The 26550-nt window shown below is 38.7% G+C and carries 24 protein-coding genes, 2 pseudogenes, 1 riboswitch and 1 other annotated feature; of the genes and pseudogenes, 2 read left to right on the forward strand and 24 right to left on the reverse strand.

Annotation, left to right across the window (positions count from 1 at the left end; translation table 11 throughout):
- Position 1 precedes the first annotated feature (1 nt).
- The 8 genes from rph to NP781_RS15625 all read right to left on the reverse strand — a co-directional run bounded on the left by rph (position 2) and on the right by NP781_RS15625 (position 6501).
- Positions 2-751 (reverse strand): ribonuclease PH, encoded by a 750-nt coding sequence (gene rph / locus NP781_RS15590; protein WP_004226442.1) that lies wholly within the window; start codon positions 749-751, stop codon positions 2-4.
- A gap of 132 nt (positions 752-883) precedes the next feature.
- Positions 884-1681, reverse strand: a complete 798-nt coding sequence (gene racE, locus NP781_RS15595; RefSeq protein ID WP_004226440.1) for a glutamate racemase — start codon at positions 1679-1681, stop codon at positions 884-886.
- Between the two features lie 10 nt (positions 1682-1691).
- A complete protein-coding gene (locus tag NP781_RS15600) occupies positions 1692-2144 on the reverse strand; it encodes a MarR family winged helix-turn-helix transcriptional regulator (protein ID WP_016991542.1) in 453 nt (150 codons plus the stop codon).
- A 74-nt stretch (positions 2145-2218) separates the two neighbouring features.
- Positions 2219-2440: a helix-turn-helix domain-containing protein gene (locus tag NP781_RS15605; RefSeq protein WP_004226437.1), complete on the reverse strand. Its 222-nt coding sequence runs from the start codon at positions 2438-2440 to the stop codon at positions 2219-2221.
- A gap of 187 nt (positions 2441-2627) precedes the next feature.
- A complete protein-coding gene (locus NP781_RS15610) occupies positions 2628-3092 on the reverse strand; it encodes an acyl-CoA thioesterase (protein ID WP_257520325.1) in 465 nt (154 codons plus the stop codon).
- A 194-nt stretch (positions 3093-3286) separates the two neighbouring features.
- The gene (gene sdhB / locus NP781_RS15615; RefSeq protein ID WP_004226431.1) at positions 3287-4066 is read right to left on the reverse strand and encodes a succinate dehydrogenase iron-sulfur subunit; all 780 of its coding nucleotides are present in this window, start codon (positions 4064-4066) and stop codon (positions 3287-3289) included.
- Positions 4067-4071: 5 nt separating this feature from the next.
- Positions 4072-5826 carry a succinate dehydrogenase flavoprotein subunit gene (sdhA, locus tag NP781_RS15620; protein WP_004226429.1) on the reverse strand — a complete coding sequence of 585 codons (1755 nt, stop codon included), beginning with the start codon at positions 5824-5826 and terminating at the stop codon, positions 4072-4074.
- Positions 5827-5892: 66 nt separating this feature from the next.
- Positions 5893-6501, reverse strand: coding sequence for a succinate dehydrogenase cytochrome b558 subunit (locus NP781_RS15625; protein WP_004226428.1), 609 nt, complete (start codon positions 6499-6501; stop codon positions 5893-5895).
- A 272-nt stretch (positions 6502-6773) separates the two neighbouring features.
- Here NP781_RS15625 and NP781_RS15630 point away from each other — a divergent pair, with 272 nt between their 5' ends.
- Positions 6774-7208 (forward strand): YslB family protein, encoded by a 435-nt coding sequence (locus NP781_RS15630; RefSeq protein WP_257520326.1) that lies wholly within the window; start codon positions 6774-6776, stop codon positions 7206-7208.
- 98 nt (positions 7209-7306) lie between these two features.
- On the opposite strand, the gene NP781_RS15635 is transcribed toward NP781_RS15630, so the two are convergent.
- The 14 genes and pseudogenes from NP781_RS15635 to zapA form a co-directional block, all read right to left on the reverse strand.
- Positions 7307-8533: an aspartate kinase gene (locus NP781_RS15635; protein WP_257520328.1), complete on the reverse strand. Its 1227-nt coding sequence runs from the start codon at positions 8531-8533 to the stop codon at positions 7307-7309.
- 133 nt (positions 8534-8666) lie between these two features.
- Positions 8667-8844, reverse strand: a riboswitch (Lysine riboswitch).
- 107 nt (positions 8845-8951) lie between these two features.
- On the reverse strand, positions 8952-10742 hold the full coding sequence (gene uvrC, locus NP781_RS15640) for an excinuclease ABC subunit UvrC (protein ID WP_257520329.1): 1791 nt from the start codon (positions 10740-10742) through the stop codon (positions 8952-8954).
- A gap of 122 nt (positions 10743-10864) precedes the next feature.
- Complete coding sequence (gene trxA, locus NP781_RS15645; RefSeq protein WP_004226420.1) at positions 10865-11176, reverse strand: thioredoxin; 312 nt, start codon at positions 11174-11176, stop codon at positions 10865-10867.
- Positions 11177-11297: 121 nt separating this feature from the next.
- The gene (locus NP781_RS15650; protein ID WP_373880557.1) at positions 11298-12677 is read right to left on the reverse strand and encodes an amino acid permease; all 1380 of its coding nucleotides are present in this window, start codon (positions 12675-12677) and stop codon (positions 11298-11300) included.
- A 28-nt stretch (positions 12678-12705) separates the two neighbouring features.
- Positions 12706-12939: a binding site (T-box leader), on the reverse strand.
- Positions 12940-13078: 139 nt separating this feature from the next.
- The gene (locus NP781_RS15655; protein ID WP_257520330.1) at positions 13079-14056 is read right to left on the reverse strand and encodes an electron transfer flavoprotein subunit alpha/FixB family protein; all 978 of its coding nucleotides are present in this window, start codon (positions 14054-14056) and stop codon (positions 13079-13081) included.
- A 47-nt stretch (positions 14057-14103) separates the two neighbouring features.
- Positions 14104-14877 carry an electron transfer flavoprotein subunit beta/FixA family protein gene (locus tag NP781_RS15660; protein ID WP_004226415.1) on the reverse strand — a complete coding sequence of 258 codons (774 nt, stop codon included), beginning with the start codon at positions 14875-14877 and terminating at the stop codon, positions 14104-14106.
- Positions 14878-14991: 114 nt separating this feature from the next.
- Positions 14992-15765, reverse strand: coding sequence for an enoyl-CoA hydratase (locus NP781_RS15665; protein WP_221680946.1), 774 nt, complete (start codon positions 15763-15765; stop codon positions 14992-14994).
- A 14-nt stretch (positions 15766-15779) separates the two neighbouring features.
- Positions 15780-16445, reverse strand: a complete 666-nt coding sequence (locus tag NP781_RS15670; protein ID WP_373880526.1) for a fatty acid metabolism transcriptional regulator FadR — start codon at positions 16443-16445, stop codon at positions 15780-15782.
- Between the two features lie 54 nt (positions 16446-16499).
- On the reverse strand, positions 16500-18194 hold the full coding sequence (locus tag NP781_RS15675; protein ID WP_221680947.1) for an AMP-binding protein: 1695 nt from the start codon (positions 18192-18194) through the stop codon (positions 16500-16502).
- A 448-nt stretch (positions 18195-18642) separates the two neighbouring features.
- On the reverse strand, positions 18643-19056 hold the full coding sequence (locus tag NP781_RS15680; protein WP_008179180.1) for a DUF350 domain-containing protein: 414 nt from the start codon (positions 19054-19056) through the stop codon (positions 18643-18645).
- 22 nt (positions 19057-19078) lie between these two features.
- Positions 19079-21445 (reverse strand): endonuclease MutS2, encoded by a 2367-nt coding sequence (locus tag NP781_RS15685; RefSeq protein ID WP_054549978.1) that lies wholly within the window; start codon positions 21443-21445, stop codon positions 19079-19081.
- Between the two features lie 18 nt (positions 21446-21463).
- A pseudogene (gene polX, locus NP781_RS15690) lies at positions 21464-23172 on the reverse strand (DNA polymerase/3'-5' exonuclease PolX).
- Positions 23173-23230: 58 nt separating this feature from the next.
- Positions 23231-23770, reverse strand: coding sequence for a CvpA family protein (locus tag NP781_RS15695; RefSeq protein WP_004226395.1), 540 nt, complete (start codon positions 23768-23770; stop codon positions 23231-23233).
- A gap of 5 nt (positions 23771-23775) precedes the next feature.
- Positions 23776-24036 carry a cell division protein ZapA gene (zapA, locus tag NP781_RS15700; RefSeq protein ID WP_016991554.1) on the reverse strand — a complete coding sequence of 87 codons (261 nt, stop codon included), beginning with the start codon at positions 24034-24036 and terminating at the stop codon, positions 23776-23778.
- A 135-nt stretch (positions 24037-24171) separates the two neighbouring features.
- Here zapA and rnhC point away from each other — a divergent pair.
- A pseudogene (rnhC, locus tag NP781_RS15705) lies at positions 24172-25094 on the forward strand (ribonuclease HIII).
- Positions 25095-25381: 287 nt separating this feature from the next.
- On the opposite strand, the gene NP781_RS15710 reads toward rnhC, so the two are convergent.
- Positions 25382-26173, reverse strand: coding sequence for a nuclease-related domain-containing protein (locus NP781_RS15710; protein WP_257520331.1), 792 nt, complete (start codon positions 26171-26173; stop codon positions 25382-25384).
- Positions 26170-26319 (reverse strand): hypothetical protein, encoded by a 150-nt coding sequence (locus tag NP781_RS15715; protein ID WP_257520332.1) that lies wholly within the window; start codon positions 26317-26319, stop codon positions 26170-26172. The genes NP781_RS15710 and NP781_RS15715 overlap by 4 nt, the downstream gene beginning before the upstream one ends.
- Positions 26320-26550: the final 231 nt, after the last annotated feature.

The following is a 26550-nucleotide window of genomic DNA, read 5'->3' on the forward strand; positions in this document are numbered from 1 at the left end:
ATTATTGATTCCCTCCAACTTTGTGTGCCAGTTCACCAAGCGTTATTTTTTGAAGCTCAACTAATTGTTGTATGCCTTTTTCACCTAATGCTAACAATTCATTTAGTTCTTCACGAGAAAAAGTAGCTTCCTCACCAGTACCTTGTAATTCAACAAATCGTCCTGCGCCTGTCATCACAATGTTCATATCAACAGCTGCAGCCACATCTTCTACATAATTTAAATCAAGAATAGCGCCTTGTTCTTCAACGATCCCAACACTTGTAGCTGCTAAAAAGTCTGTTACTGGGAATTTTTCAAATGGCTTTTCTTCAGCAAATTTAGCAATGGCCTGTGTCATGGCAACAAATGCTCCTGTAATGGATGCTGTACGAGTACCGCCATCCGCTTGAATGACATCACAGTCAATCCATACAGTACGTTCGCCTAGCGCCTCTAAATCGACTACAGCACGCAATGCACGCCCAATCAAGCGCTGAATCTCCATTGTACGACCATTGACTTTCCCACGAGAGGATTCACGTGGTGTACGTTGAGCGGTTGCACGAGGCAACATGGAATACTCGGCTGTGATCCACCCTTTCCCTTGCCCACGTAAAAAACCAGGTACCTTGTCTTCAATCGTTGCGGTACAAATTACTTTTGTATTGCCTACTTGAATTAATACGGAGCCTTCAGGGTGTAATAGATACTCACTATCTATTTTCACAGGTCGTAGCCCATCTGCATTTCTACCATCAAATCTTGTCATATATTTCGTTCCTCCTAAAAACTTTCGCGCCCTCATCTTATCATAATTTGTGCCATCAAAAAAGTACTCGATGGCTTATGTACAATGCTGAAAACGGCAAAAATCAGCCTAGCCTGTTGCTAAGCTGATTTTTTATTTTAATGTGATACGTTTTATGTCGAGAGTACCTTGCTCTAACCAATTCTCAGCAATCGAACGGAAAATTGGAACAGAACCAGTTGCAAAAAATCTATGAGCAGGCACCGCATTGGCATTTGCTAAAGTGCCATTATACGCTAACATTTCCTGTACATCCTTTGCTGTTTCCTCCGCAGAAGATAAAACATTCACATCTTCTCCGACAACAGCTTCAATTTGTTTTTGTAAAATAGGATAATGTGTACACCCTAAAATAACCGTATCAAATTGTCGATTTTTCAACGGCTTTAAGCCTTCTGCTATTAAATTATTTGCAAAGTCACCTTTATATTCGCCACTTTCTACAAGTGGTACGAATGTGGGACAAGCTAGTGGAATAATATGTGTCGACGTATTGAGTGACAATAAGGCTTCTTCATACGCCCCACTTTTAATTGTTCCTTCTGTTGCAAGCACAACGACTTCATGTCGCTTCGTTTTTTTTACAGCTGCACGTGCGCCAGCATTGATAACACCTAGTACTGGAAAAGGCATATTTCTTTGTAAACTTTCGAGTGCTACTGCAGTCGCTGTATTACAAGCTATAACGAGCATCTTAACATTCATTTTTTCGAGTGCTTTTGCCATTTGCCAAGTAAAATTCCGTACTTCCTGACGACTTCTTGGACCATACGGACACCTTGCTGTATCGCCAATATAATAAATCGTTTCGTTTGGCAATCGCTTCATGATTTCTTTTGCTACGGTTAAACCGCCTACTCCTGAGTCAATAACGCCTATCGGGGCATTCATACTTTCCGCCTCAATCCTGTTTCATGTGTACATGTAGTTTTTCTAAATAGCTTGATAATTGCGCGACTTCTTGTTCATTAAAACCAACAAGCATCTCTTGCAAATATTGCTGTCTTTTTTCAATTACTTCTTGAATAATACGTTCGCCCTTTTCGAGAAGATGAACGACAACGACACGGCGATCATTTTCATCACGCACACGCTTGACTAATTCATTTTTCTCCATTCGGTCCACTAAATCTGTTGTCGTGCTAAAAGCTAAATATAAACGGTTTGATAATTCGCCAATTGTAATATCACCAAGCTCTTCTAACCACTGTAATGCAACAAATTGTGGCGGCGTAATCGCATAATCGGAAACAATTTCTCTTCCCTTTTGCTTCACGATGGCCGCTATATAGCGTAATTCCTTTTCAACCGTTGCAACGGTTTCAGGTGAGTGCTTTGTTACTTCATCCGACATATAACTATTTCACTCCTAAAAATACGTTGAATAGTTCTATTTTGTCGTTTTTTTCACGAAATAGCAAGTGTCCATTAGTCTAATTTAAATTCTTCCAAGCGTAACAGCTCAATTAACGCCTGAGATCGATTCGTTACACCTAGCTTTTGAATTGTATTGGAAATGTGATTTCGCACTGTTTTTTCACTAATACCAAGCTGCTCTGCAATATCTCTCGTTGTTTTTTCAGCTAATAAAAGCGCAAATATTTCACGTTCTCGGTTTGTTAAAAGAGAACGATGATGAGAGCCATTCATTCAGTTACACCCTCCTCCCCCGCACGTATTGTAACTTATGTTAAGGGGCAGGAAGCGGTGACGGCTATTTGCATGATTATTCCATGTTTCCTTAAAAATTTCGAAAATTACATTGTTACATTCATAAATTTTACGTAAAAAGTAAAATCTACTATTTCAATAAATTTACATATACTTATATGGTGAACTAGTGAGGCAGAATGGACAACTGAATGAATTTCGTTTTTTCTTCCTCTGAAATCGGCACACTTTTACCTGTACGAGGATCCATTTGCACAATTGTTCCACGACCAGTGAAACAGATTTCGTCCTTTTGATTTTTTGCTAGATAGTGAATGTCCATCGACGAATTCCCAACTTGCGCGATTTTTGTATAGATTCGTAGTACGTCATCAAAAAAAACCTGCTTTACATAATCACATTGTAAATCGGCTACAATTGGTATAGATTTCACATTCTCTTCTCCAACTGAGGGCATTGAAATTCCTAAATGTCGGAAGTAATCAATTCTTGCTTGCTCAAAATATGTAAAGCTAATCGTATTGTTCATATGACCATACATGTCTGTTTCTGAAAATCGCACTCGTACCTCACTAAAAAATGAAAAACCCTTTTCCCACTCTTGAAAATTATCGATATAATTTGCCTTCATGATATACCATCCCCTGTCATGTAATTGCCCGTCTTTTATCAATCGACGGCAAACAAAATGAATACTTATTCATTATAAAAGAAAATGCTATATTATCATAGAAAAAACGCGAATAAACAACTTGATAAATTTCATTTCTATAACTATAAAAAACTCCCTCACACGAAGTGTAAGGGAGTTCCGCTTGTCCGATATTAGTCTACGTAGTGGTCAGAACCGAAGAAGTTACGGAACATTTGCACTGTAGTTGCACGGTTTAATGAAGCGATGGATGTTGTTAAAGGAATACCTTTTGGACATGCAGCAACACAGTTTTGAGAGTTACCACAGTTCGCAAGGCCACCGTCACCCATAATCGCATTTAAACGTTCATCTTTAATCATAGCACCAGTTGGGTGAGTGTTGAAAAGACGTACTTGTGATAATGGAGCTGGTCCAATGAATGAAGCCTTTTCAGACACGTTTGGACATGCTTCCATACATACACCACAAGTCATACATTTAGATAGTTCATAAGCCCACTGACGTTTACCTTCTGGCATACGTGGACCTTCACCTAAATCATACGTACCATCGATTGGTACCCATGCTTTAACTTTTTTAAGAGCGTTGAACATACGTTCACGGTCAACTTGTAAGTCACGAATAACAGGGAATGTTTTCATTGGCTCCAATTTAATCGGCTCTGTCAATTGGTCTACTAGTGTAGAACATGATTGACGTGGACGGCCATTGATCACCATTGAACATGCACCACAAACTTCTTCTAAACAGTTCATATCCCATGATACTGGTGATGTGTTTACACCATCTTCAGTAACAGGATTTTTTTGAATTTCCATTAAAATTGAAATTACGTTCATACCATGACGGTAAGGCACTTGGAATTTTTGCCAGTAGCTATTGCCGCCCTGTGTATCTTGACGTAAGATTTCCACTTTGACCATTCTTCCAGTATTAGCTGCGATTTGCATAACTTTTAGTCTCCTTTCGCAGAGTAGTCGCGTTTACGTGGTGGGATTAATGAAACGTCGACTTCTTGGTACGTGATGATTGGATTACCAGTAGCTGGGTCAAACTTCGCCATTGTTGTTTTTAAGAAGTTCTCGTCATCACGGTTAGGGAAATCTGGTTTATAGTGTGCACCACGAGATTCATTACGTAATAGTGCACCTTTTGTCATTACTTTTGCAAGCACTAACATATTTTTAAGCTGACGCGTAAAGTGAGCGCCTTGATTGCTCCATTTTTGCGTATCATTGATGTTGATGTTATTCCAGCGCTCAGTAAGCTCATCAAGTTTTTTCAATGTATCTTCAAGCTGATCATTGTAACGTACTACAGTCATTGTAGCAGTCATCATTTCACCAAGCTCTTTATGCAGTAAGTAAGCGTTTTCTGTGCCTTCCATTTTCATGATAGCATCCCATTTCGCTTGTTCCTCTTTTACACGAGCATCGTAAATCTCTTGTGGAAGATCTTCAGCATGCTTTTTAAGGTGTTTTACATAGTCTACTGCGTTTGGTCCTGCAACCATACCACCGTAGATAGCAGATAATAATGAGTTTGCACCAAGACGGTTTGCACCATGTTGAGAGTAATCACATTCACCTGCTGCAAATAGACCAGGAATTTCAGTCATTTGATTGTAGTCAACCCATAATCCACCCATTGAATAGTGAACTGCTGGGAAAATTTTCATTGGTAATTTACGTGGGTCATCCCCTACGAATTTTTCGTAGATTTCGATGATACCACCAAGTTTAACGTCCAATTCATGTGGATCTTTATGTGAAAGATCTAGGTATACCATGTTTTCGCCATTGATACCAAGTTTTTGGTTTACACAAACGTCGAAAATTTCACGTGTTGCAATATCACGTGGTACTAAGTTACCATAAGCTGGGTATTTTTCTTCTAAGAAGTACCAAGGTTTACCGTCTTTATAAGTCCAAATACGACCACCTTCACCACGAGCTGATTCTGACATTAGACGGTTTTTGTCATCTCCAGGAATCGCTGTTGGGTGAATTTGAATGAATTCACCATTCGCATATGAAGCACCTTGTTGATAAACGATAGAAGCAGCAGAACCTGTGTTAATAACAGAGTTTGTTGTTTTACCGAAGATAATACCAGGGCCACCAGTCGCCATAATAACAGCGTCTGCACGGAATGATTTAATTTCTTCTGTACGCATATCTTGCGCTACGATACCACGACAAACGCCGTCTTCATCGATAATAACACCAAGGAATTCCCAGTGTTCATATTTATTTACTAAACCAGCTACTTCATGAGAACGAACTTGCTCATCTAGCGCATATAGTAATTGTTGACCAGTTGTTGCACCAGAGAAAGCTGTACGGTGCATTAAAGTACCACCAAAACGACGGAAATCTAAAAGTCCTTCTGGTGTACGGTTGAACATAACACCCATACGGTCCATTAAGTGAATAATGCCAGGTGCTGCATCACACATACCTTTAACAGGTGGTTGGTTCGCTAGGAAGTCCCCACCATATACTGTATCATCAAAGTGGATCCATGGAGAATCCCCTTCACCTTTAGTATTTACCGCACCATTAATTCCGCCTTGCGCACAAACAGAGTGTGAGCGTTTTACAGGAACTAATGAGAATAAATCAACTTCAGTACCAACTTCAGCTGCTTTAATCGTTGCCATCAGACCGGCAAGACCACCGCCGACAACAATTATTTTGCTTTTCGCCATGATTATTTCTCACTCCTCTTAAAAAATTGCAATGATTGCATGTGCTCTATCGTAGCTTCTATGGAATTATACGAAAGCTAAAATAGCAGCCACACCAACTACACTTAGAATTACGAAAAGAATGTTTGTTACGTAAGTAGCGATCTTTTGAGACTGAGGAGATTGTGTAATACCCCAGCTTACTAGGAATGCCCATAAACCGTTAGATAAGTGGAAAGTTGCTGATAAAATACCAACAATGTAGAATCCAAGCATGAATGGATTAGCAACAATATTCGCCATCATGTCGTAATCAACGTGTGTGCCAAGTGCTTTTTGAATACGAGTTTGGAAAATATGCCATGCAATGAATATCACTAAGAATACACCAGTAAAACGTTGTAAAGAGAACATCCAGTTACGGTACGTGCTGAAACGTCCTGTGTTTGGTGTAGCAGTGAATGCAATGTAGACACCATAGAATGCGTGGAACATTAATGGAATATAGATGACAATCCATTCAACTAGGATAAGGAATGGAATCTTTTCCATTACTGCGGTAGCATCGTTGTAACTTTCTGCCCCGCCTGTTGCTGTAAAGTTAATGAACAGGTGCATCGTTAAAAACAGACCTACTGGAATGATCCCAAGTAGAGAATGTAAGCGACGCCATAAAAACTCTCGATCTTTCGACAAGACTGTTACCCCCCTTAGTACTTAAAATAGCACAACAAAAGAAGTCATCATTTTGTAAATGATACTTCATTGACTGTGTATTTCATCATGGTACAATATTATGACATGTTTATTGTACTCTCAAGAGCTACGAGCGTCAAGGCAACTCGGAGTTTTTCATAGAGCTTATTAAAGAACTAATCTAGTACATGATGCGTCGTTTTTTCTCGAAAAATCTATCATTACTTTATTACCGTTAAATTTTAAGAAAATTCTAAGAAAGAAGGATAACAATGTTAAACACTCCATCTCCTACAATCTCATCATTTGGCTATGAGATCATTCGTGATCATATTCTATCTTCTATACTCGGTAAACATGAAGATGACGTCCTTTATTGGGCAGGTAAAGAGCTTGCTCGCAAGTTCCCATGTAAAAGTCAAGATGAACTTATCGCATTTTTCGCAGATGCCTGCTGGGGTACATTAGAACTCATAAAGGAATCAAAAGATGGACGTATTTTCCAGTTGAAAAATGACCCTGAAATTCTGCAAATAAAGCAGCGTAGCTTTAAACTTGAAGCAGGATTTATAGCAGAGCAAATTCAACTAGCTAAAGGCTACCTGACAGAATGCTATAGTGAAAAACGGGAAAAGCAACAATACGTCATGTTTACAGTCAAATGGGACGTTAAAGAACGTATTATGAATACCATTCCCTCAGAATAATTAAAAAGGATTGTCTCCCATTAAAGATTGGGATGACAATCCTTCTTTTTTCTTCCTTTTATTTCGGTCAATTACATAAAATGCTGTTTCTTCTATTATTATATGTAAAGTGCTTGCTCTAAATTAAACTCATCATGGAGAGCATTAGCTGCTTGGATCATATCATCCTGTGGTACAACAACGGACACTTTTATTTCAGAAGTACTAACCATTTTTACAGGGATATTTTCGCGACGTAACCGATCAAACATACGAGCGGCAACGCCTGGATTGGAAGCCATGCCTGAACCAATAATAGAAACTTTTGCTAGTCCAATTTCGAAGTCAGCAAAACTAAATCCGAGTGATAATTTACTATCCTCTAAAACACGTAATGCTTTCGCAAATTCCTCTTTTAAAATGGAAAACGATACAGTTGGCTTCAACCCATCAATAATGGCTTGGACAATAATATCAACATTAATACGGTTCTCTGCAAGCACCATAAATATATCTGCTAATGAAGCATTGGAAAAAGCATCATACCCTACTGTTAAACGAATAATATCTGATTCAAATGCAACACCACGAACGACTGAATTTTTTTCCATTTCCACTTCCTCCTTCAATAAAGTGCCTACTGATTCTATTAAACTGGAGCGTATAATAACAGGCATTTGAAATTTTTTCGCTAACTCCACCGCACGAGGATGTATGATATGAGACCCTAAATTAGATAACTCCAACATTTCATCATAGGAAATTTCCTGTAGCTTTTGGGCATTTGTAACATATCGTGGATCTGCTGTATAAACACCATCCACATTTGTATACATATCTACTCTCTCCGCTTCCAATGCTATGGCAAGTGCAACAGCAGCTGTTTCAGCTCCACCTTTCCCAAGCATGGTGATATTGTGCTCTTCGTCAATCCCTTGTTCTCCAGCAATAACCACAATTTGTCCCTGTGCAAAGTGTTCTTCCATTCGATTAATATCTATATAGTCGATACGAGCATGCCGATACATACCATCCGTATGTATACCAGCTTGCCATCCCGTTAGAGACACAGCCTCATAGCCTGCTTCCTGCAAGGCGATGGCAAATAAAGCACTTGATAATTGAGAGCCAGTTGACAACACTGCATCTAATTCTCTTTTCGACACATCGTCAGTTAGTTGGTGTACCATCAATTTCATCTCTTTCGCAGTGTGTCCCATTGCTGCAACGACCACTACTACATCAAATCCTTTGTCCTTTTGAGCAATCGCTTTCCTAGCAGCCTCTTGGATTTGTTCAGTAGAAGCTAATGCAGCTCCTCCAAACTTCATCACGATTTTAGCCATTTCTTTCGTTCTCCCTTCCAGTTCATATATTTTACAAAATCATGAGGTGTAAAACAGTTTCTGGAAAACCAAAAGGCAGCCTCCACATAACGTGAAAGCTGCCTATAACATGTACAATAATCGTAACTTGCGCATGTGTGATAGCTCTCCGAAACGTTTAGAATCGACAGTCTTACATTTCTTAAATGCAAAACCAGTACAGCAATGGAACAACAATACTGCACTTCGGCAAGCTCCCCTTTCACACAATATCTCTGGACTTGTCCATCCTCCATCGCGTTACTCTTGAATCTTGCACCTCTATCATCACTTTAAAGTGAATGTATTCAATTCATTAAGCCTTAGCGTAAACAAACTAGTCACGCAGTTGACTCTCCATAACATTGAAAACAATGTTATTTATAACCATAGCACATGCCTATTCCTTTGACAATGATTGTTGCTGAAAATAGCTAAAAATTTGGCTTGCTAAATTAGCAGGCATCCCAGCCTCCTGTAATGCTAGCTCGCTCGCCTCTCGAATTTTTTTGACTGAACCGAAATGTTTAAGCAGCTGTTGCTTTCGTTTTGGTCCTACCCCTTCAATATGATCTAATACAGATTGAATGGCATGTTTCTCATGCTGTTGACGCAAGAAGGTAATAGCAAAGCGATGGACTTCGTCTTGAATTCGTTGTAATAAATAAAAGCCATCACTTGTACGTTTTAAGCTAATCACTTCTGGTGGATCACCAAACAATAGCTGAGAAGTATTATGCTTATCATCCTTGGCTAAACCAGCAATCGGTATAACAAGACCAAGCTCATCTTCTAGTACTTCACGGGCTACTTCCATTTGTCCCTTACCACCATCAATTAAGACTAAATCTGGTAATGGTAGACCTTCCTTTAAAACACGAATATAGCGACGACGTATAACCTCCTGCATTGCACCGTAATCATCATGTTTGGCTGCTGTACGCGTTTTATATTTTCGGTACTCCTTTTTTGCAGGCTTCCCATCAATGAAAACAACCATAGCAGACACTGCATCCGTTCCATGCATATGACTATTATCAAAAGCTTCAATTCGTAAAGGTACACTAATACCCATTGCTTCACCAAGTGCCTCACAAGCACCAATCGTACGTTCTTCCTGACGCTCTATTAGCTGGAATTTAGCTGCCACAGCAATTTCAGCATTTTTGGTAGCTAATTCAACCAATTCCTTCTTTTGACCTCTTTTCGGTGTGAGCACTTTAATTTCTAATAATTCTGTTAAGATAGCTGCATCAATGGCTGGTGGAATAAAAATTTCTTTTGGCTTAATATGCTCTGGCTTTTCATAAAAGCGCCCAACAAATGTTAAAAATTCTTCCTCTGCATCTTGATAGATGGGGAAAATTGAGACATCACGCTCAATCAGCTTTCCTTGGCGCACAAAGAAAACCTGAACACACATCCATCCTTTTTCAACAGCATAGCCAAATACATCTCGATTTGTTGTATCACTTGAAACTATTTTTTGTTTCTGCATAACCGTATCAATATGGGCAATTTGGTCTCGGAATTCCTTCGCTCGTTCAAATTCCAGGTTTTCTGCAGCTGCTAGCATTTTAACTTCAAGCTCTTTTTTGACTGCCTCCACACCACCATTTAAAAACTTCGTCATATCCTCAATCATTTCTTGATAAACCTGACCATCAATTTCCTTCACACAAGGTGCTAAGCATTGACCCATGTGATAGTACAAGCAGACCTTGGAAGGTAATTGAACACATTTGCGCAGCGGATACAATCGATCCAATAGCTTTTTCGTTTCACTTGCTGCATAGGCATTCGGATAAGGGCCAAAATATTTAGCCTTATCCTTTTTTACCTTCCTTGTCGTAATCAGACGAGGATGTTTTTCATTCGTAATTTTTAAATATGGATAGGTCTTATCATCCGTTAACATGACATTATATTTTGGATCATGTAATTTGATGAGATTCAGCTCTAAAATAAGTGCTTCAATATTTGAAGACGTCACAATATACTCAAAATCTTCTATTTCACCTACAAGCCTTTGCGTTTTCCCTTCATGTGTTCCAGTAAAATAAGATCGTACACGGTTTTTCAGAACTTTTGCTTTACCGACATAAATGATAGTCCCTTGTCGATCCTTCATCAAATAGCAGCCAGGTTGATCTGGTAAAATATCCAGTTTCCGCTTTATTAAATCGTTCATTACCTACCTGCCCCCTAAGTAAAAATTCCCCTCATTAGAATAATGTTAGTTATTTTCTTTATTATATAACGAAAAAAAGCCGAACACATCAATTGATGGCTCGGCTTTGTGAACTTCATTCATTACGCATGTTTTGCGATAAATGCTTCTAAAGCTTCTTTTGGTTGGAAGCCTACTGTTTTGTCAACTAATTCTCCATCTTTAAATAATAGTAAAGATGGGATTGACATAATTTGATACTGAGCTGCAGTACCTTGGTTATTGTCAACGTCAACTTTTACAATTTTAGCCGCACTACCTGCTGCGTCCATTTCTTCAAGAACTGGCCCAATCATTTTACATGGTCCGCACCAAGCAGCCCAAAAGTCTACTAGTACTAACCCTTCTTTAATATCATCTTGGAACGTAGCATCTGTTGCATGTACAATTGCCATTTGAAATCCTCCTTAAGCTTACTATGATTGTAGTATAGCATGGATAAATTCACTTGAGCGAACAATCTGCCTACAATGTATTTTTTATGCAAATCTGTGTCGAAAAATCAATACACAGTCATTAATTGGCTTGATAACGACCTTTCAATACATAGGTTAACGTAATAAAAAGGTAAATAGCTAACGTAATGCCTGTCACGATTATCGATGTGGTAAAAATAATCCCGATGAGAATCGCACTTAATGCCAGTATAGCTACCCAAGTAGTATAAGGGAACCATTTAACTTCATAGGCACTTGTGTGTTCTGCTTGTTTTTTACGTGATTTTAAATGTGCAATTGCAATAATTAACCAAATAAATAACACAGTATAACCAAGTGATCCCATTAGAAAATCAAAGGTTTTGCTTCCCGCATATAAAGATAAAATGACCCCTAAATACATCGCTAAAGTACACATTAAAATAGCATATACTGGTACTTTTCGTTTCGATAAATAAGCAAAGATTTTAGGCACACGTCCATCTACAGCCTGTGTATATAGTACGCGTGATGAACCATACAGTCCTGAATTCATTGATGAAATAATGGCAAGTAACACAACAGCGTTCATAATATGGTCTGCCCCTGGAATACCAACCATTTTAAAAACCATGACAAATGGGCTTTCAGGAACCCCATTTACTTCATTCCAAGGAATTAAGCTTACGATAATAAAGAACGGTAGTAAATAAAAAGTAACAATACGCACTAATGTACTGCGAACAGCTTTTGGTACTACTTTTTCAGGATTTTTCGTTTCAGCTAATGTAATCCCAATGATTTCTGTCCCACCATAAGAGTAGATCACTACAAGCATAGCAGCAATTAATCCGGTTGAACCATTTGGGAAGAACCCACCATGCTCCGTTAAGTTAGCAAAACCAACAGCACTATGATTTCCAAACGTCACAAGCAATAAAATAAGTCCTGCAATGATAAAGACAATAATAACAGTAATTTTGATTAATGCTAGCCAATATTCTGTTTCTGCAAAGATTTTTACGGATAATAAATTAATCGCTGTTACTAACACAGAAACAGATAGTGCCAGTATCCAAATTGGATATTCTGGTAGCCAATATTGAATAAAGATAGCAGCCACGACAGACTCTGCTGCAATATTTAAAACCCACATTTTCCAGTAGATCCAATCTAGGAAATAAGCAGGGTATTTGCCTAACACGGATTGCACTAAATCTCTAAAGGTTCTTGCTTCTTTATTACGCACGGCCATTTCTGCTAAGCCTTGCATAACAAATAATAAAATAATGCCGCCGATTAAATACGCAATCAGCACTGATGGTCCTGCCATATCAATGGCTGCACTACTTCCTTTAAATAATCCCGCTCCAATGGCTCCACCTAATGCCATCATCGTGATATGACGCGAGGTCATTGTTCTTGTTAATTGTTGCTTGTTTTTTTCCACTTTCTTACCTCCTAAAAAATCAAAAAGCATATCGTCTATTCCTTCATCATCAAATGAAAGAAGAGACGACATGCTATCAGCAAACCGCGGTACCACTCTAATTGGCTCTTGAGAACCCAGCTTAAAAAACCTTGTAACGAAGGTTAACCGTCAAACAAATAGAATAATCCAATAATTCTATTTGTGTTACCACTCCTAGGCAAGTTCAAAGTCTTATTGGTCTGCGTTGCACCAACCCGCAGCTCTCTTCACCGAATAACGAGCTTTTACTACTCCTAATCTTTGCGTTTCAAATCATTAATGTATCCATCACTATAATGTCTATCGTTAATTATGTCAATATTTTATTTTGCAATAATTTTCAAATAGTATTTTTTGAAATGGAAAGCAATATAAAAAAGCAGGAAGGGATAACCCTTCCTGCTTCTGTATTACGCGTTCACTTTTAATGCTTTAAATTCTTCAATTAGAAGCGGAATAACTTCAAATAAATCTCCTACGATCCCATAATCCGCTACTTTGAAAATATTTGCTTCAGGATCTTTATTGATAGCAACAATGACTTTTGAATTGGACATTCCAGCTAAATGTTGAATTGCACCCGAAATACCTGCTGCAATATAAAGATCTGGTGTGACAACCTTACCAGTTTGTCCGATTTGAAGCGAGTAATCACAGTATTCAGCGTCACATGCACCACGTGATGCACCTACTGCACCACCTAGTAAATCAGCTAGCTCTTTCAATGGCTCGAAGCCTTCTTCTGACTTCACGCCACGACCACCAGCAACAACTACTTTCGCTTCTGAAAGATCTACACCTTCTGAAGATTTACGAACAACTTCTTTAATAATTGTGCGCAGGTTTGTAATCTCTACAGTGATTGCAGACACATCACCTGTTTTACCTTCTGCTTTTTCTAAAGGTGTAATGTTATTTGGACGAATAGAAGCTAAAACAATGCCTTCTTTAACTTTTACTTTTTCAAAGGCTTTACCAGAGTAAATTGGTCGGATGAATACGACATCATCGCCTGCACCTTCAATAGCAGTGACATCAGATACTAGACCTGCTTGTAATTTGCTTGCAATTTTTGGCGATAAATCTTTACCATTCGCTGTATGACCAAAGACAATACCTGCTGGTTGTTCTTGCTCGATAACAGCTAATAGTGCTTGACTATAGCCATCAGATGTATATTGTTTTAAATGTGGGTGTTCCACTGTTACTACTCGATCAGCACCATATTCAAATAATGGACCTGTTAAACCTGCTACAGCATCCCCTAAAAGTACCCCAACAACTTCGCCACCATCAGCGATTTGTTTTGCAGCTGCAATTGCTTCGAAAGAAACATTACGTAAGCTTCCTTCACGAACTTCACTTAATACTAATACTTTTTTTGACATAGCATATTCCCTCCGTTACCCTTTAAGATTCGATTGACATCAAATAATTAAACAACTTTTGCTTCCGTGTGAAGTAGATTTACCAGTTCTTTTGCTTGTGCAGAAAGGTCGCCTTCTAAAATACGGCCTGCTGCTTTTTGAGCTGGTAAGAAGATGTCTACTGTTTCAATCTTCACTTCTACATCATCTTCATCGATATCTAAATCATCTAACTCAAGCTCTGCAAGCGGTTTCTTTTTCGCTTTCATAATACCTGGTAGAGATGGGTAACGAGGCTCATTTAAACCTTGCTGAGCAGTTACTAATAACGGTAAAGAAGTTTCAATTACCTCTGAATCCCCTTCGATATCGCGAACAATTTTCGCAGATGTTCCGTCAATTTCAAGTTTTGTAATCGTAGTTACATAATTCATATCCAATAAATCAGCAACACGTGGACCAACTTGCCCTGAACCACCATCAATCGCAACATTTCCTGTTAAAATTAAATCTGCATCTTTATCTTTTAAGTATTCTGCTAGTAGATAAGCTGCTGCATGTTGGTCCAGCTCATCTAGATCATCTTCTGTATTAATAAGCACTGCTTCGTCTGCTCCCATAGCAAGTGCTGTACGTAATTGCTTCTCTGCATCCTCGCCACCAATTGTCACCACTGTTACTTTACCACCAGCAGCATCGCGAACTTGGATTGCCTCTTCAATGGCATATTCATCATAAGGGTTGATAATGAATTCTGCGCCGTCCTCTTGGATTTTACCACCCGACACAACGATTTTTTCTTCTGTATCAAACGTACGTTTAATTAATGCAAAAATGTTCATATATCCATACCTCCTGGAACGTTTTATAATTCTAAGTAAACTTATAAATATTATATATTTTCAGTTTCGATAACGCCGATAACATACTGAACGTTGCTATCGACATTTGGAAAATTATTTGCCAGTAAACACAGGCTCACGCTTTTCAATGAATGCTTGAATTCCTTCTTTGGCATCTTCTGTGACAAACACTGTCCCAAAGGATTTAGCCTCTGCTTCAATGCCTTCATAGAATGATGCATGCTTTGCATATTGCAATGTTTGAATAGCTGCTTTTAAAGCAATTGGGCTTTTCTTAGCAATGCTCTTAGCAATCTTTAACGTCTCTTCTAGCAATACTTCGTCTGAGAATGAACGGTTAGCTAAGCCCCACTGAACAGCTTCGTTACCAGAGATTGGTTCACTTGTAAACATCATTTCAGCAGCCTTTGCTACTCCAACATAGCGTGGTAAGCGCTGTGTACCACCAAAACCAGGAATTAGCCCTAATTGTAATTCAGGTAAACCTAATTTTGCTGATTCAGTGACAAATCGCATATGACAGCTCATTGCTAACTCAAGCCCTCCGCCTAATGCCGCACCATGGATGGCTGCAATTACAGGCTTAGAAAACGACTCAACACGCTCAAAAACCTGCTGCCCGTTGCTAGCTAGCTTTGTAAATTCCTCACCAGATTCTACCCCAATAAATTCTTTAATATCTGCCCCTGCAGAGAAGAAACGGCCTTCACCATGAAGTACAAGGACTCTTACAGCATCATCGTGTTCTACAGCATCTAGCACAGCGTTAACTTCTGCAATAATACCGCGAGATAATGCATTTGCTGGTGGACGTGCAATTGTAATAATCGCTACTCCATCTTCTACTTTCCAACTTAGAAATTCCATTTCTCCACATCCTTTTAAGCTTTAATGCCGTTCAGGATTAACGCCTGAACCTTTGGAACCTGTTCCATCAAATCATATCGATAGTCATTCATAACCCACGACGTAATAGTTTCATCAATTGTTCCAAAAACCATTTGTCGAGCCAAGCGTACATCCATCGTCTGATTGAACTCACCTGTAAGCATACCCTCGATTAAAATTTGATCAAGTAGCTGTAAATACTCGCGCAATACTGAATTAATTTTTAATCGTAAGTCTTTGTTTGACTGGCGAAGTTCTAATTGTGTGACAGTTGCTAGGTATCGATCTGTCGTTAGAACATTAAAATGATTTTCAATCATTCGTGAAAGTTTGTCTTTAGACGTACTCCCATTTTCTATTATATCTTGTAATGACTCTACAAAAACAGCCATTTTTTCATTAAAGACAGAAATTAATATATCTTCTTTATTTTTAAAATATAAATAGATTGTTCCATCGGCCACCCCTGCCTGTTTGGCGATTTTCGATACTTGCGCTTGGTGATACCCATTTTCCGCAATAACGATGACAGCTGCATCAATAATTTGTTTATATTTTGGCTTATCTCGTTTCACTTTTATATCACCACCTAAAAAACATGCGCACGTCGATATGACGTGTAAACCTAAAAAAATATGAAAATATGAATGGTCATTCATTCATATTTTCATATTATATTTTACAGCATTGCTTGTCAATACTTTCACACGTATTTATTTCGCTTCTTTATTCGCTAATTTTGTTTTTTCTTCTTCAACTAACGTACGGCGTAAAATTTTTCCTACAGCTGTTTTTGGCAGCTCTTCTCTAAATTCATAATAACGCGGAACTTTAAAAGCCGCTAGATGCTGACGGCAATATTTATTTAATTCGTCCTCAGTAATCGAATATCCTTCTTTTAACACAATATAAGCTTTAACTGTTTCACCACGATACGGATCAGGTATTCCTGCCACTACGCACTCTTGGATCTCTTCGCGTTCATATAACACTTCTTCTACTTCACGTGGATAAATATTAAAGCCGCCTGCTATTATTAAATCTTTTTTACGATCTACCACATAGAAGAAGCCTTGCTCATCCATATAACCAAGATCACCTGTTAAAAACCAACCGTCAGCAAATGTCGCAGCTGTATCCTCGGGACGGTTCCAGTAGCCCTTCATTACTTGTGGTCCTTTAACAGCAATTTCACCAACTTCACCGATAGGTAGCTCTTCTGTATCACCTGTACGTAAAATAACCGCTTCTGTATTTGGCCAAGGTAAACCAATTGAGCCAATCACTCGCTTACCCCAAATTGGCGTAGCATGTGTTACAGGTGAGGTTTCAGTTAACCCATATCCTTCTACAAGCTTTCCACCAGTAACGGCCTCAAACTTCTCTTGCACTTCAATCGGCAATGAAGCTGAGCCACTTAGGCATGCCTTAATAGATGATAAATCATAATTCGAAATGTCTGGGTGATTTAAAAGGCCAATGTATAAGGTTGGTGCGCCGGGGAACAGGGTTGGTTTTTGTTTATCAATCGTTTTTAATGCCGTTTCTGCATCAAACTTCGGTAAAAGCACCATTCTATTTTGAGTAAATACAGATAAGAGCATAACAGTTGTCATGCCATAGACGTGGAAGAATGGTAGAATGCCCATAATGGTTTCTTCACCATGAACACATTTATACATCCAAGCATCACACATTGTCGTATTGGCAATTAAATTTTTATGGGTCAGCATTACGCCTTTTGGGAAACCTGTTGTCCCACCCGTATATTGAAGGAGCGCTAGGTCTTCTTCAAAATCAAATGGCATATTGTCAATTAGCTTAATCGGTGCTGAACGCATTATTTCTGAAAACAGATGATTTTGACCGCTATGTTCAACCTTGACACTAAAGCCATACTGCTTTTTTTGAATAAATGGATAGACTAAATTTTTTGGGAATGGTAGATAATCCTTAATAGCTGTCACAATGACATTTTCAAGAGCTGTCTCTTTCATAATTTTCATGACTCTCGGATATAAAATATCCATTACGAGAATAACCTTTGCTCCTGAATCAGCCATTTGATATTGAAGCTCACGTTCAGTATAAAGTGGATTTGTTTGTACTACAACAGCACCTGCATACATGGCACCATAGTAAGCGATTACACTTTGTGGCGTGTTAGGCAGCATAATTGCTACTCGATCTCCCTTTTTCACACCTAGTGTTTGTAAATAGTTTGCAAACCTTAAAGCTGACTCATATAGCTCGGTGTACGTCAAATCCTTTCCCATAAAATGAATCGCTACTTTGGATGGATTCTTTTTATAGGCACGTGTCAAAAACTCTTGCACTGGAATTTCCTCAAACGTTAAAGACGGTGGTACTTCTTCAGGATAATTTGCTAGCCATGGTTTTGCTGTCATACGTCCTCTCCCCTTTGTCCCAAACTTTGTCAATTCTTATATTTATTATAATGAAAAAGAAATACAGTTTCAAACAGAAAATAGAAAATAAATGCATTTTCGATTAATTATTATGCAATTAACAACATTAATATGATTGGTATTTATCGGGATTTATTTTAATACACCTTATGAATGCTCGTTCATTCTTGAGTCACTCCATAAAAAAATAATCAGCATATTCCTATATTATAAAAATAATTTTTCTACCCTTTAATAGAGTTATATGAAAGAAAGTTAATAGGTTGTAGTAGAAATTTATGCTATGTACAATTAACAAAAAAACGCATCCTCATAAAGAGAATGCGTTTTTTATTTAAATCGTTAACATATAGTAGACACCTACTGCCAAAAATGCAATACAGACAACGATTAGTACTTTTGCTAATTTTTCCATGTCATGACACTCCTATGCAATACTTGCCCCAATTACAAACGAAAGACCGACTGAAATGGTAAAGGAAATGAAACCAACTGAGCGATTATCATTGGCAATCTCTTGATCCACGTTAAAACGAGGTGTCATAAATTCAAATAAGAAATACGCTACAATCAATAATGTAAAGCCAAAAAGGCCCCAACCGATCATTTCACTTAATGTGCTATGACGTGCAATGGAAAAGCGGAAGATATTACAAATCCCTAGTATTTTCCCACCTGTTGCAAGAGCCACAGCGACATTACCTTTTTTAATTTCTTCCCAATTTTTATATTTCGTAACGACTTCGAACAATGCCATCGAGACGACTAAACACAATACTACAACACTAAAATATCCTGCCGTTTCGATAATTGGATATCGCCAAAAACCAGAATTCAGCATTTTTCTCCGTCCCCTTTATAGCTTATTTCAATTCAACAATTGTGACGCCTAAGCCCCCTTCACCGGCTTCACCAAAACGGAAGGATTTTACGCGCTTATGCTTTTTCAAATAGCTTTGAATACCTTGACGTAAAGCCCCTGTACCAACTCCATGAATAATGGACACACGACCATAATTAGAGAGTAATGCATCATCAATATATTTCTCTGTTCTTACGATTGCATCCTCATAACGTTCACCACGTAAATCTAATTCTAGTTTCACATGACTATTTCGATTTTTCACACCAGCTGTTCGTAATACAGGCTCTTTTTCAGGTTTAATATACTCCAAATCACTATCTGAGATTTTCATTTTTAAAATCCCCATTTGGACAACCCATTCGGTATTCGACACCTTTTCTAACAAAGTACCTCGTTGACCATAGCTTAACACCTTTACCTCGTCTCCGACAACTAAGTTTTGTGCACGAGCTTTGACTTGTGCCGCCTTTTTTAGCACTTTATTGTCTTCAAGTGGTGTTGCTTCTTCCAAGCGTTTACGTGCTTCAATCAATTCATGCTCCTTGACAACTTGATCAGCATTTTTACGCATTTCTCGAAGCTCTGCAATAATCGCTTCTGCTTCACGTTTTGCTTCATCAACAATTTTACGCGCTTTTTCCTTCGCCTTCTTATCAAGCGCCTCTTTGCGCTCCTCATAGGCTTGCAATTTATCTTGAAGCTCTTTACGTAATGTCTCTGATTCTAATAGTAATGCATGCGAACGCTCTGCATCATCTTCGGATTGGCGACGTGTTTCTTCCAATGAGGCAATCATCGATTCAACCTCATGTCGATCGGTTCCAGTAAAGCCTTTAGCACGATCAATAATGGATTCAGGTAAACCAAGACGACTGGAAATTTCAAATGCATTTGAGCGCCCAGGTACACCGATAAGTAGACGGTAGGTCGGGCTCAAAGTTTCAATATCAAATTCTACACTGGCATTGGCTACCCCTGGTCGATTATAGCCATAAGCTTTTAGCTCAGGATAGTGAGTTGTAGCCATTACTCGAGCACCGCGCCCATGTACTTCGTCTAAGATTGAAATGGCTAAGGCTGCCCCTTCCTGTGGATCAGTACCAGCCCCTAACTCATCAAAAAGAACAAGTGATTCGTGATCAAATTTTTGTAGGATATCTACAATATTGACCATATGGGACGAGAACGTAGAAAGTGACTGCTCAATTGATTGCTCATCACCAATATCGGCAAATAATTGCTCAAATACAGCAAGTTCTGAGCCATCTAATGCTGGCACTGGTAATCCCGCTTGTGCCATTAATGTACACAGACCAACCGTTTTTAATGTCACCGTTTTACCACCTGTATTAGGGCCTGTAATGACAATAGCTGTAATGTCTTTACCAAATTCAATATCATTGGGAATAGCTGATTCTATTGGTAGTAGTGGATGACGTGCACGTATTAGTCGGATATAGCCATCCTGATTCATTTTAGGCATTGTACATTTATTGGCTTGGCCATATTTGCCCTTTGCTAAAATGACATCGATATCGCCTAATACCTTCACTAAGTTAAATAAATCTGATGCTACTTCTTGCACCATTGCACTTAATGCTAGTAAAATACGTTCAATTTCTGCCTGCTCTTTCATTTTCAAGCGATGAATTTCATTGTTTGCTTGGACAACAGAATCTGGCTCAATAAATAAGGTTTGACCAGAAGAAGATTGGTCATGGACAATCCCACCATAGTGGTGACGATATTCTTGCTTTACGGGAATAACAAAGCGATCATTACGAATTGTCACAAGTGTATCAGAAAGCATTTTCGCTGCATTACTTCCCCGAATTAAACTTTCCAGCTTAGAGCGGACTTTCCCTTCTTCAGCACGCAAAGATTGGCGAATAGAGCGCAATGTTTGACTAGCAGAATCTAAGACAGCTCCATTGTCGTCAATACAGTTATTAATTTCATGTTGCAATCCTGTTAGGACAGGCATTGCTTCCTTTTTGGAAATGAAATGGGGAATATCAATCACTTCATCGGCTTCTAAATCTTCAATAAAATTGCGTAAAATTCGGCTTGCTCGAATCGTGCTGGAAATTTCCATTAGTTCTACTGCTGCTAACATGCCTCCTATTTGAGCACGTCTGGCAGAGGGACGGACATCAAAAATCCCTCCCATTGGTACATTGCCCTTCACACGCAAAATGGATAGTCCCTCATCCATTTCCTCTAATAATTGTACTACTTTATCAAAATCTGTTTGTGGCACAAGCTCCTCAATGGCAGATTTACCAATGGAGGAAGTACAATAGGAAGCCACTTGTTGCCTAACTTTATCGTATTCTAGTGTTTTCAATGCGCGTTCTGCAATCACTGAGAACACCTCCTCAGCCTATTTATTTCGTTGTATGAACGCTTCAAACTGTTCACGCGTCCATGTATTCACAATCATATCTTTCGGTAACCATGCTCTATTTGCATAGCGAACCCCAATATCCATAAAACGTAAATGTGCAATATCATGCGCATCTGTGTTGATGGCTACTGGCACACCTGCAGCGCATGCCATTTCTAAATGTTCTACACATAAATCGAGACGATACGGATTTGCATTTAACTCTAAAATTTTACCATATTCCTTTGCCCAGGCAATTAACTGTTTCATATCAGGATTATAACCATCGCGATCTTCAATAATTCGACCAGTCGGATGGGCAATCATATGAACATAGGGATTTTGCATAGCTGTTAGTAAACGTGCCATAATTTTATCTTGTGATTGTGTAAAACTAGAATGAATGGAAGCAATAACAAAATCGAGCTCTTTTAACACCTGATCTTCGAAATCAAGGGAGCCGTCTGGTAAAATATCCATCTCCGTCCCTTTAAACAAATGAAAATCTGGATGTGCTGCATTAAACACCTCAATTTCTCCACGCTGCTTTTCTAAACGCTCTGGCGTTAATCCATTTGCTACTTTTAGGAATTGCGAATGGTCTGTAATAACGCTATATTGATAGCCCCGTGCTAGTAACGCCTCGCCCATTTCTGCAACAGAGTATGCACCATCCGACCATGTTGTATGCATATGCAAATCAGCTTTAATATCCTCTAGTCGAACTAAGTTTTGAATTATGTTTGTTTTATCAAATTCTGCTGTTCCTGTCCGTAAGCTCGGTGGAATCCAAGGTAGATCAAAATGAGCGAAAAATGCAGCCTCGTCTTGGAATGTCAAAACGGTACCATCTTCCTGTTCCACACCATATTCACTTATTTTTTTACCACGGGCTTTGGCAATTTGCCGCATACGAACATTATGATCTTTTGAACCTGTGAAATGATGCAACGCAGTCGCATATTCATTGTCTTTCACTAAACGGAAATCAACGCTAACTGGGTCATCTAAGTCTAAAATCACAGAAATTTTTGTATCCCCTGCCGCCACGACTTCTTGAATGGCCAAGCTATTTAACAACTTTTCGCGTACTTCCTCAACTGCTTCTGTCACAACAATAAAATCAATATCTTTGCTAGTTTCTAATGCTCGACGGAAACTCCCAGCAACTGAAAACCGGTCTACTTCCTTCATACTACCTAGAAGCGCCTCAATTTGTAAAACCACAGGCTCAAGCTGCCAAATTGGTAGTCGTTCTGAACGGTTTGCTAAAATGGCTAGCTCCTTTAAAATCTTCTCCTCTGTTTTTACAGCAAATCCAGCTAATTCACGTACTTTTCCTGCTTCACAAGCTGCCTTCAAGCTTTCTGCAGAGTCGATACCAAGCTCTTGGTGTAGTTTCGCAATTTTTTTCCTCCCAAGCCAGGTAATTTCAGCAATGGCAGTAACCCTTTAGGTACAATTTCTTCTAACTCCTTTAACAAACTCGATTCACCTGTTGCCATTAAGTCCTCTATTACAGCCGCAGTACCCTTACCAATCCCTTTGAGTTTTGTTACATCATCCATTTCGCTTAATGAACGCTCGTCCCCCTCTAGTGCTGCCGCAGCCTTTCGAAAGGCTGATACCTTGAATGGATTTTCTCCCTGTAGTTCCATATATAAAGCAATTTTTTCGAGTGTGCGAATAATTGTTTTTTTATTCATTGGTAATTCCTCCTATCGTAAAAACACTTCCCTCAAGACAGAGAGAAGTGCACAGTTACTATTGCATATAAATATACCACCAGTTTTGGAACATCTTTGTAATAATTGGTGTATGCTCCAACATGAGACCACTTAACAATGACTTCGACATTAAATTTTGTATGGCATCTACTGGTAATAAGGCGCACACATATAGCAAAATAAACATAATTAAATAGTTTTCAATCATGCCAAGTAACGCCCCAAGCCAACGATTCACTGTATTTAGCACAGGCAAATACGCGATAAAGTCAAATATCGATGCCACGATTTGCAACGTTATTTTTACTGCAAAGAAAATAACAGCAAAGGCAATTACCCGATAAAAGGTACGGTCTAAATCTAGACTATCAATGACAACGCCAAGGCTACCTGTGTCAGTTACGCCTGGATATGGAACCCAAAATACAAATTTTTGTGCTAATGGCTTATAATAAATATACGCAACAATTAGGGCTACTACAAAGCTGACAATATGCATCATCTGTACAATAAAACCTCGTTTTGCACCGACGCCTATACCAGCTAACAGTACCACTAATATGATTAAATCTAACATTTCCTTCAACCCTTTAACTTTTTCAATTCTTCTTCTAACTGCTCCATTCGTTCTTTTAATAGTAAATAATCATGAACTGTATTTACTGCTGTCAGAACAGCAAGTTTTGTGCTATCAAGTGAGGGATTATGTACGTTCATCTCGCGCATACGGTCATCAACAATCGAAGCAACAAGTCGCATATGGCCAATGGATTCAGAGCCGACCATTTTATATGTATGACCATATATTTCAACAGAAATTTTATTCTTTTCTTGTTTTTCCATAGTCGCACCCTCCTATAAATTCGATGCACACACGATTTTAGAGGCTTGTGAGCACCATCACACAAAAAAGCTATTTATTATCATACCATGAAAGGTATAAAATTGTGAACAACGAGGACAGAAAGGAACGATTAAATGGCAAATATTGTGCTTTCCATTTCAACAAATATTCAAAAAGAGGTGATGGCTTACTATGCAACGCACTTTATAGAACGAAAGGCTCCTGGTGTCATATTTGCTGCAAAACTACCAGATACAGCCATAACTATGTATAAATCAGGCAAATTAATGTTCCAGGGGGCGGTGCTGAACGCGAGGCAGCACGCTGGGGAACTGTTGAAAAAACTCCTACTCCACCCTCCTCCATCGCGGCAAAAGGTGATGTTCTGCCTAACAATTTCGCTACCATGTCTGTCTTAGGCTCAGACGAAACAGGCACAGGTGATTATTTCGGTCCAATCACAGTAGCAGCAGTGTATGTGCCTACTTCAAAAATCGAACTCATGAATGAGCTTGGGGTAAAAGATTCAAAAATGCTAACAGACGACTATATGAGGAAAATTGCACCTGATTTGCGTGCAGCCTGTGTCCATAGTGTTCTCGTCTTACGTAACGAGAAATATAACAACTTACAAGGAAAAGGCTATTCCCAAGGTAAAATGAAAGCCATGATGCATAACAAGGCACTACAAAACACGCTATCAAAAATGGCACCTGAAAAACCTGAATTTATTTTAATCGACCAATTTGCTGAACGTGGTGTCTATTACAATTATTTAAAAAATGAACGTGAACTTGTACAAGAGAATGTCTACTTTTCTACTAAAGCAGAACAATTACATGTAGCTGTGGCTACAGCATCTATTTTAGCTCGTGCTGCCTTTTTAAAGGAAATGGACCGTTTGAGTGACATTACAGGGCTTACATTAATGAAGGGCGCCTCTAACAAGGTAGATGTGCAAGCAGCCCGAATCTGGCGTAATCAAGGCGAAGAATTTCTACGCTCCATCACAAAATGGCATTTCGCCAACACTGATAAAGCAAGGAAGATGAAGTAAATCGTACTATGGGTTGCTTAAAAAAGCTTTTTGGGGGTTCCTGAGGAGCGTGAGCGCGCTTTAGGAACCTTTTGGAGCGGTTTTCTACTTGGGGGAGCGCTTCAGGCACCTTTTGGAGCGGTTTCCTACTTGGGATGAGCGTTTCAGGCACCTTTTGGAGCGGTTTCTTACTTGGGATGAGCGCTTCAGGCACCTTTTGGAGCGGTTTCCTACTTGGGATGAGCGCTTCAGGCACCTTTTGGAGCGGGTCTCCAATTAGATAACCGCTTCTAGTATTTTTATAAAGGTCATAAAAAAATTTGATAATCTCTTGATCTTTTTAATCCCGAATCCCGATAACAACTTGCCATTAACATTCTTTTTATTGTATGGCGATTGTTTAACTGTAAAAAATGCTGGGCTTGTGCATTCGTAATTTTTTTATTGATGAGCATCCCATAATCTTGCAGAGCAGATAAATGTGCCTTTTTACTCGAATAATGACAGCTGGAACAGGTCCATTTCATCTTAACCCAATGCATCTGTCCACATTCGCATTTTGGACAGATCACGCCTGTTTGAATCGCATCCACCTCTATCCCAAAGTAACGACTTAGTGGAAACCCCTCATATGGTTTGTTGTGTTGCACAAGTAGTGCACTAATATATTGATAATCTATAGTTTTTGGCTTCATTGGACGTTGTTGCAAAAAGCTCGTTAACTCTCTTCCCATCAATACTGGAAATAATCCATCCTCATAATTGATTCGTGCATTATTAAAAGGAAAAACAATGATACCGTTGACAGGTACTTCAATGTGATGTTGCTTGAAAAATCCCTTTAAATTATATACATATTCCTCGAGCTGCACTTCAGGATGATGAAATACACGCTGTTCACCTGTTTCAAGAGTCCGAATCATTTGACGTGGTCGATTTTTTAATTCAACTTCTCCTCGAATATTCTTACTTTCAATAATTATTACTTCATATTGTGTTATCACCACAACATCTAACTGTAATGAGTATGAATGCTGAAAAGTGATATTATGTAAAACTTGAAAGTTTTTCGTAAAAGTTAATTTCTCCAGTTGTTTCATAATAAATTTTTCACCGTATTCGCCTGCTTCAGCCTGTAATAACTCCTCTTCATTTGATCAAGAGATGGATGATTTGGTATGAGTCTTCTAACTAAAGATCGCAAACCTAATGTCATTTTCGCTTCCTCATATGGTTTAATAAACATTTCATCACTCCTTTTTTAATGACTATAGCAAGGAAAATTATCCATTCCTAGACTATTTACGAAACTATTTATTTGATCAACTTTGCTGCTCTATATTTAGTTTTTTAATAATTTTTGTGAATATCTTTCAGTCTATATTTTTAGTAGATTCGATTCTGATGGAACTGTCTAATCTCTAGTGAGTGTATTATTCCTTTTATATTTCCTCACATTCTCTTTTGAGCAACTTCA

The sequence above is a fragment of the Lysinibacillus sp. FN11 genome (assembly GCF_024628845.1).
GTDB classification, from domain to species: Bacteria; Bacillota; Bacilli; order Bacillales_A; family Planococcaceae; genus Lysinibacillus; species Lysinibacillus capsici.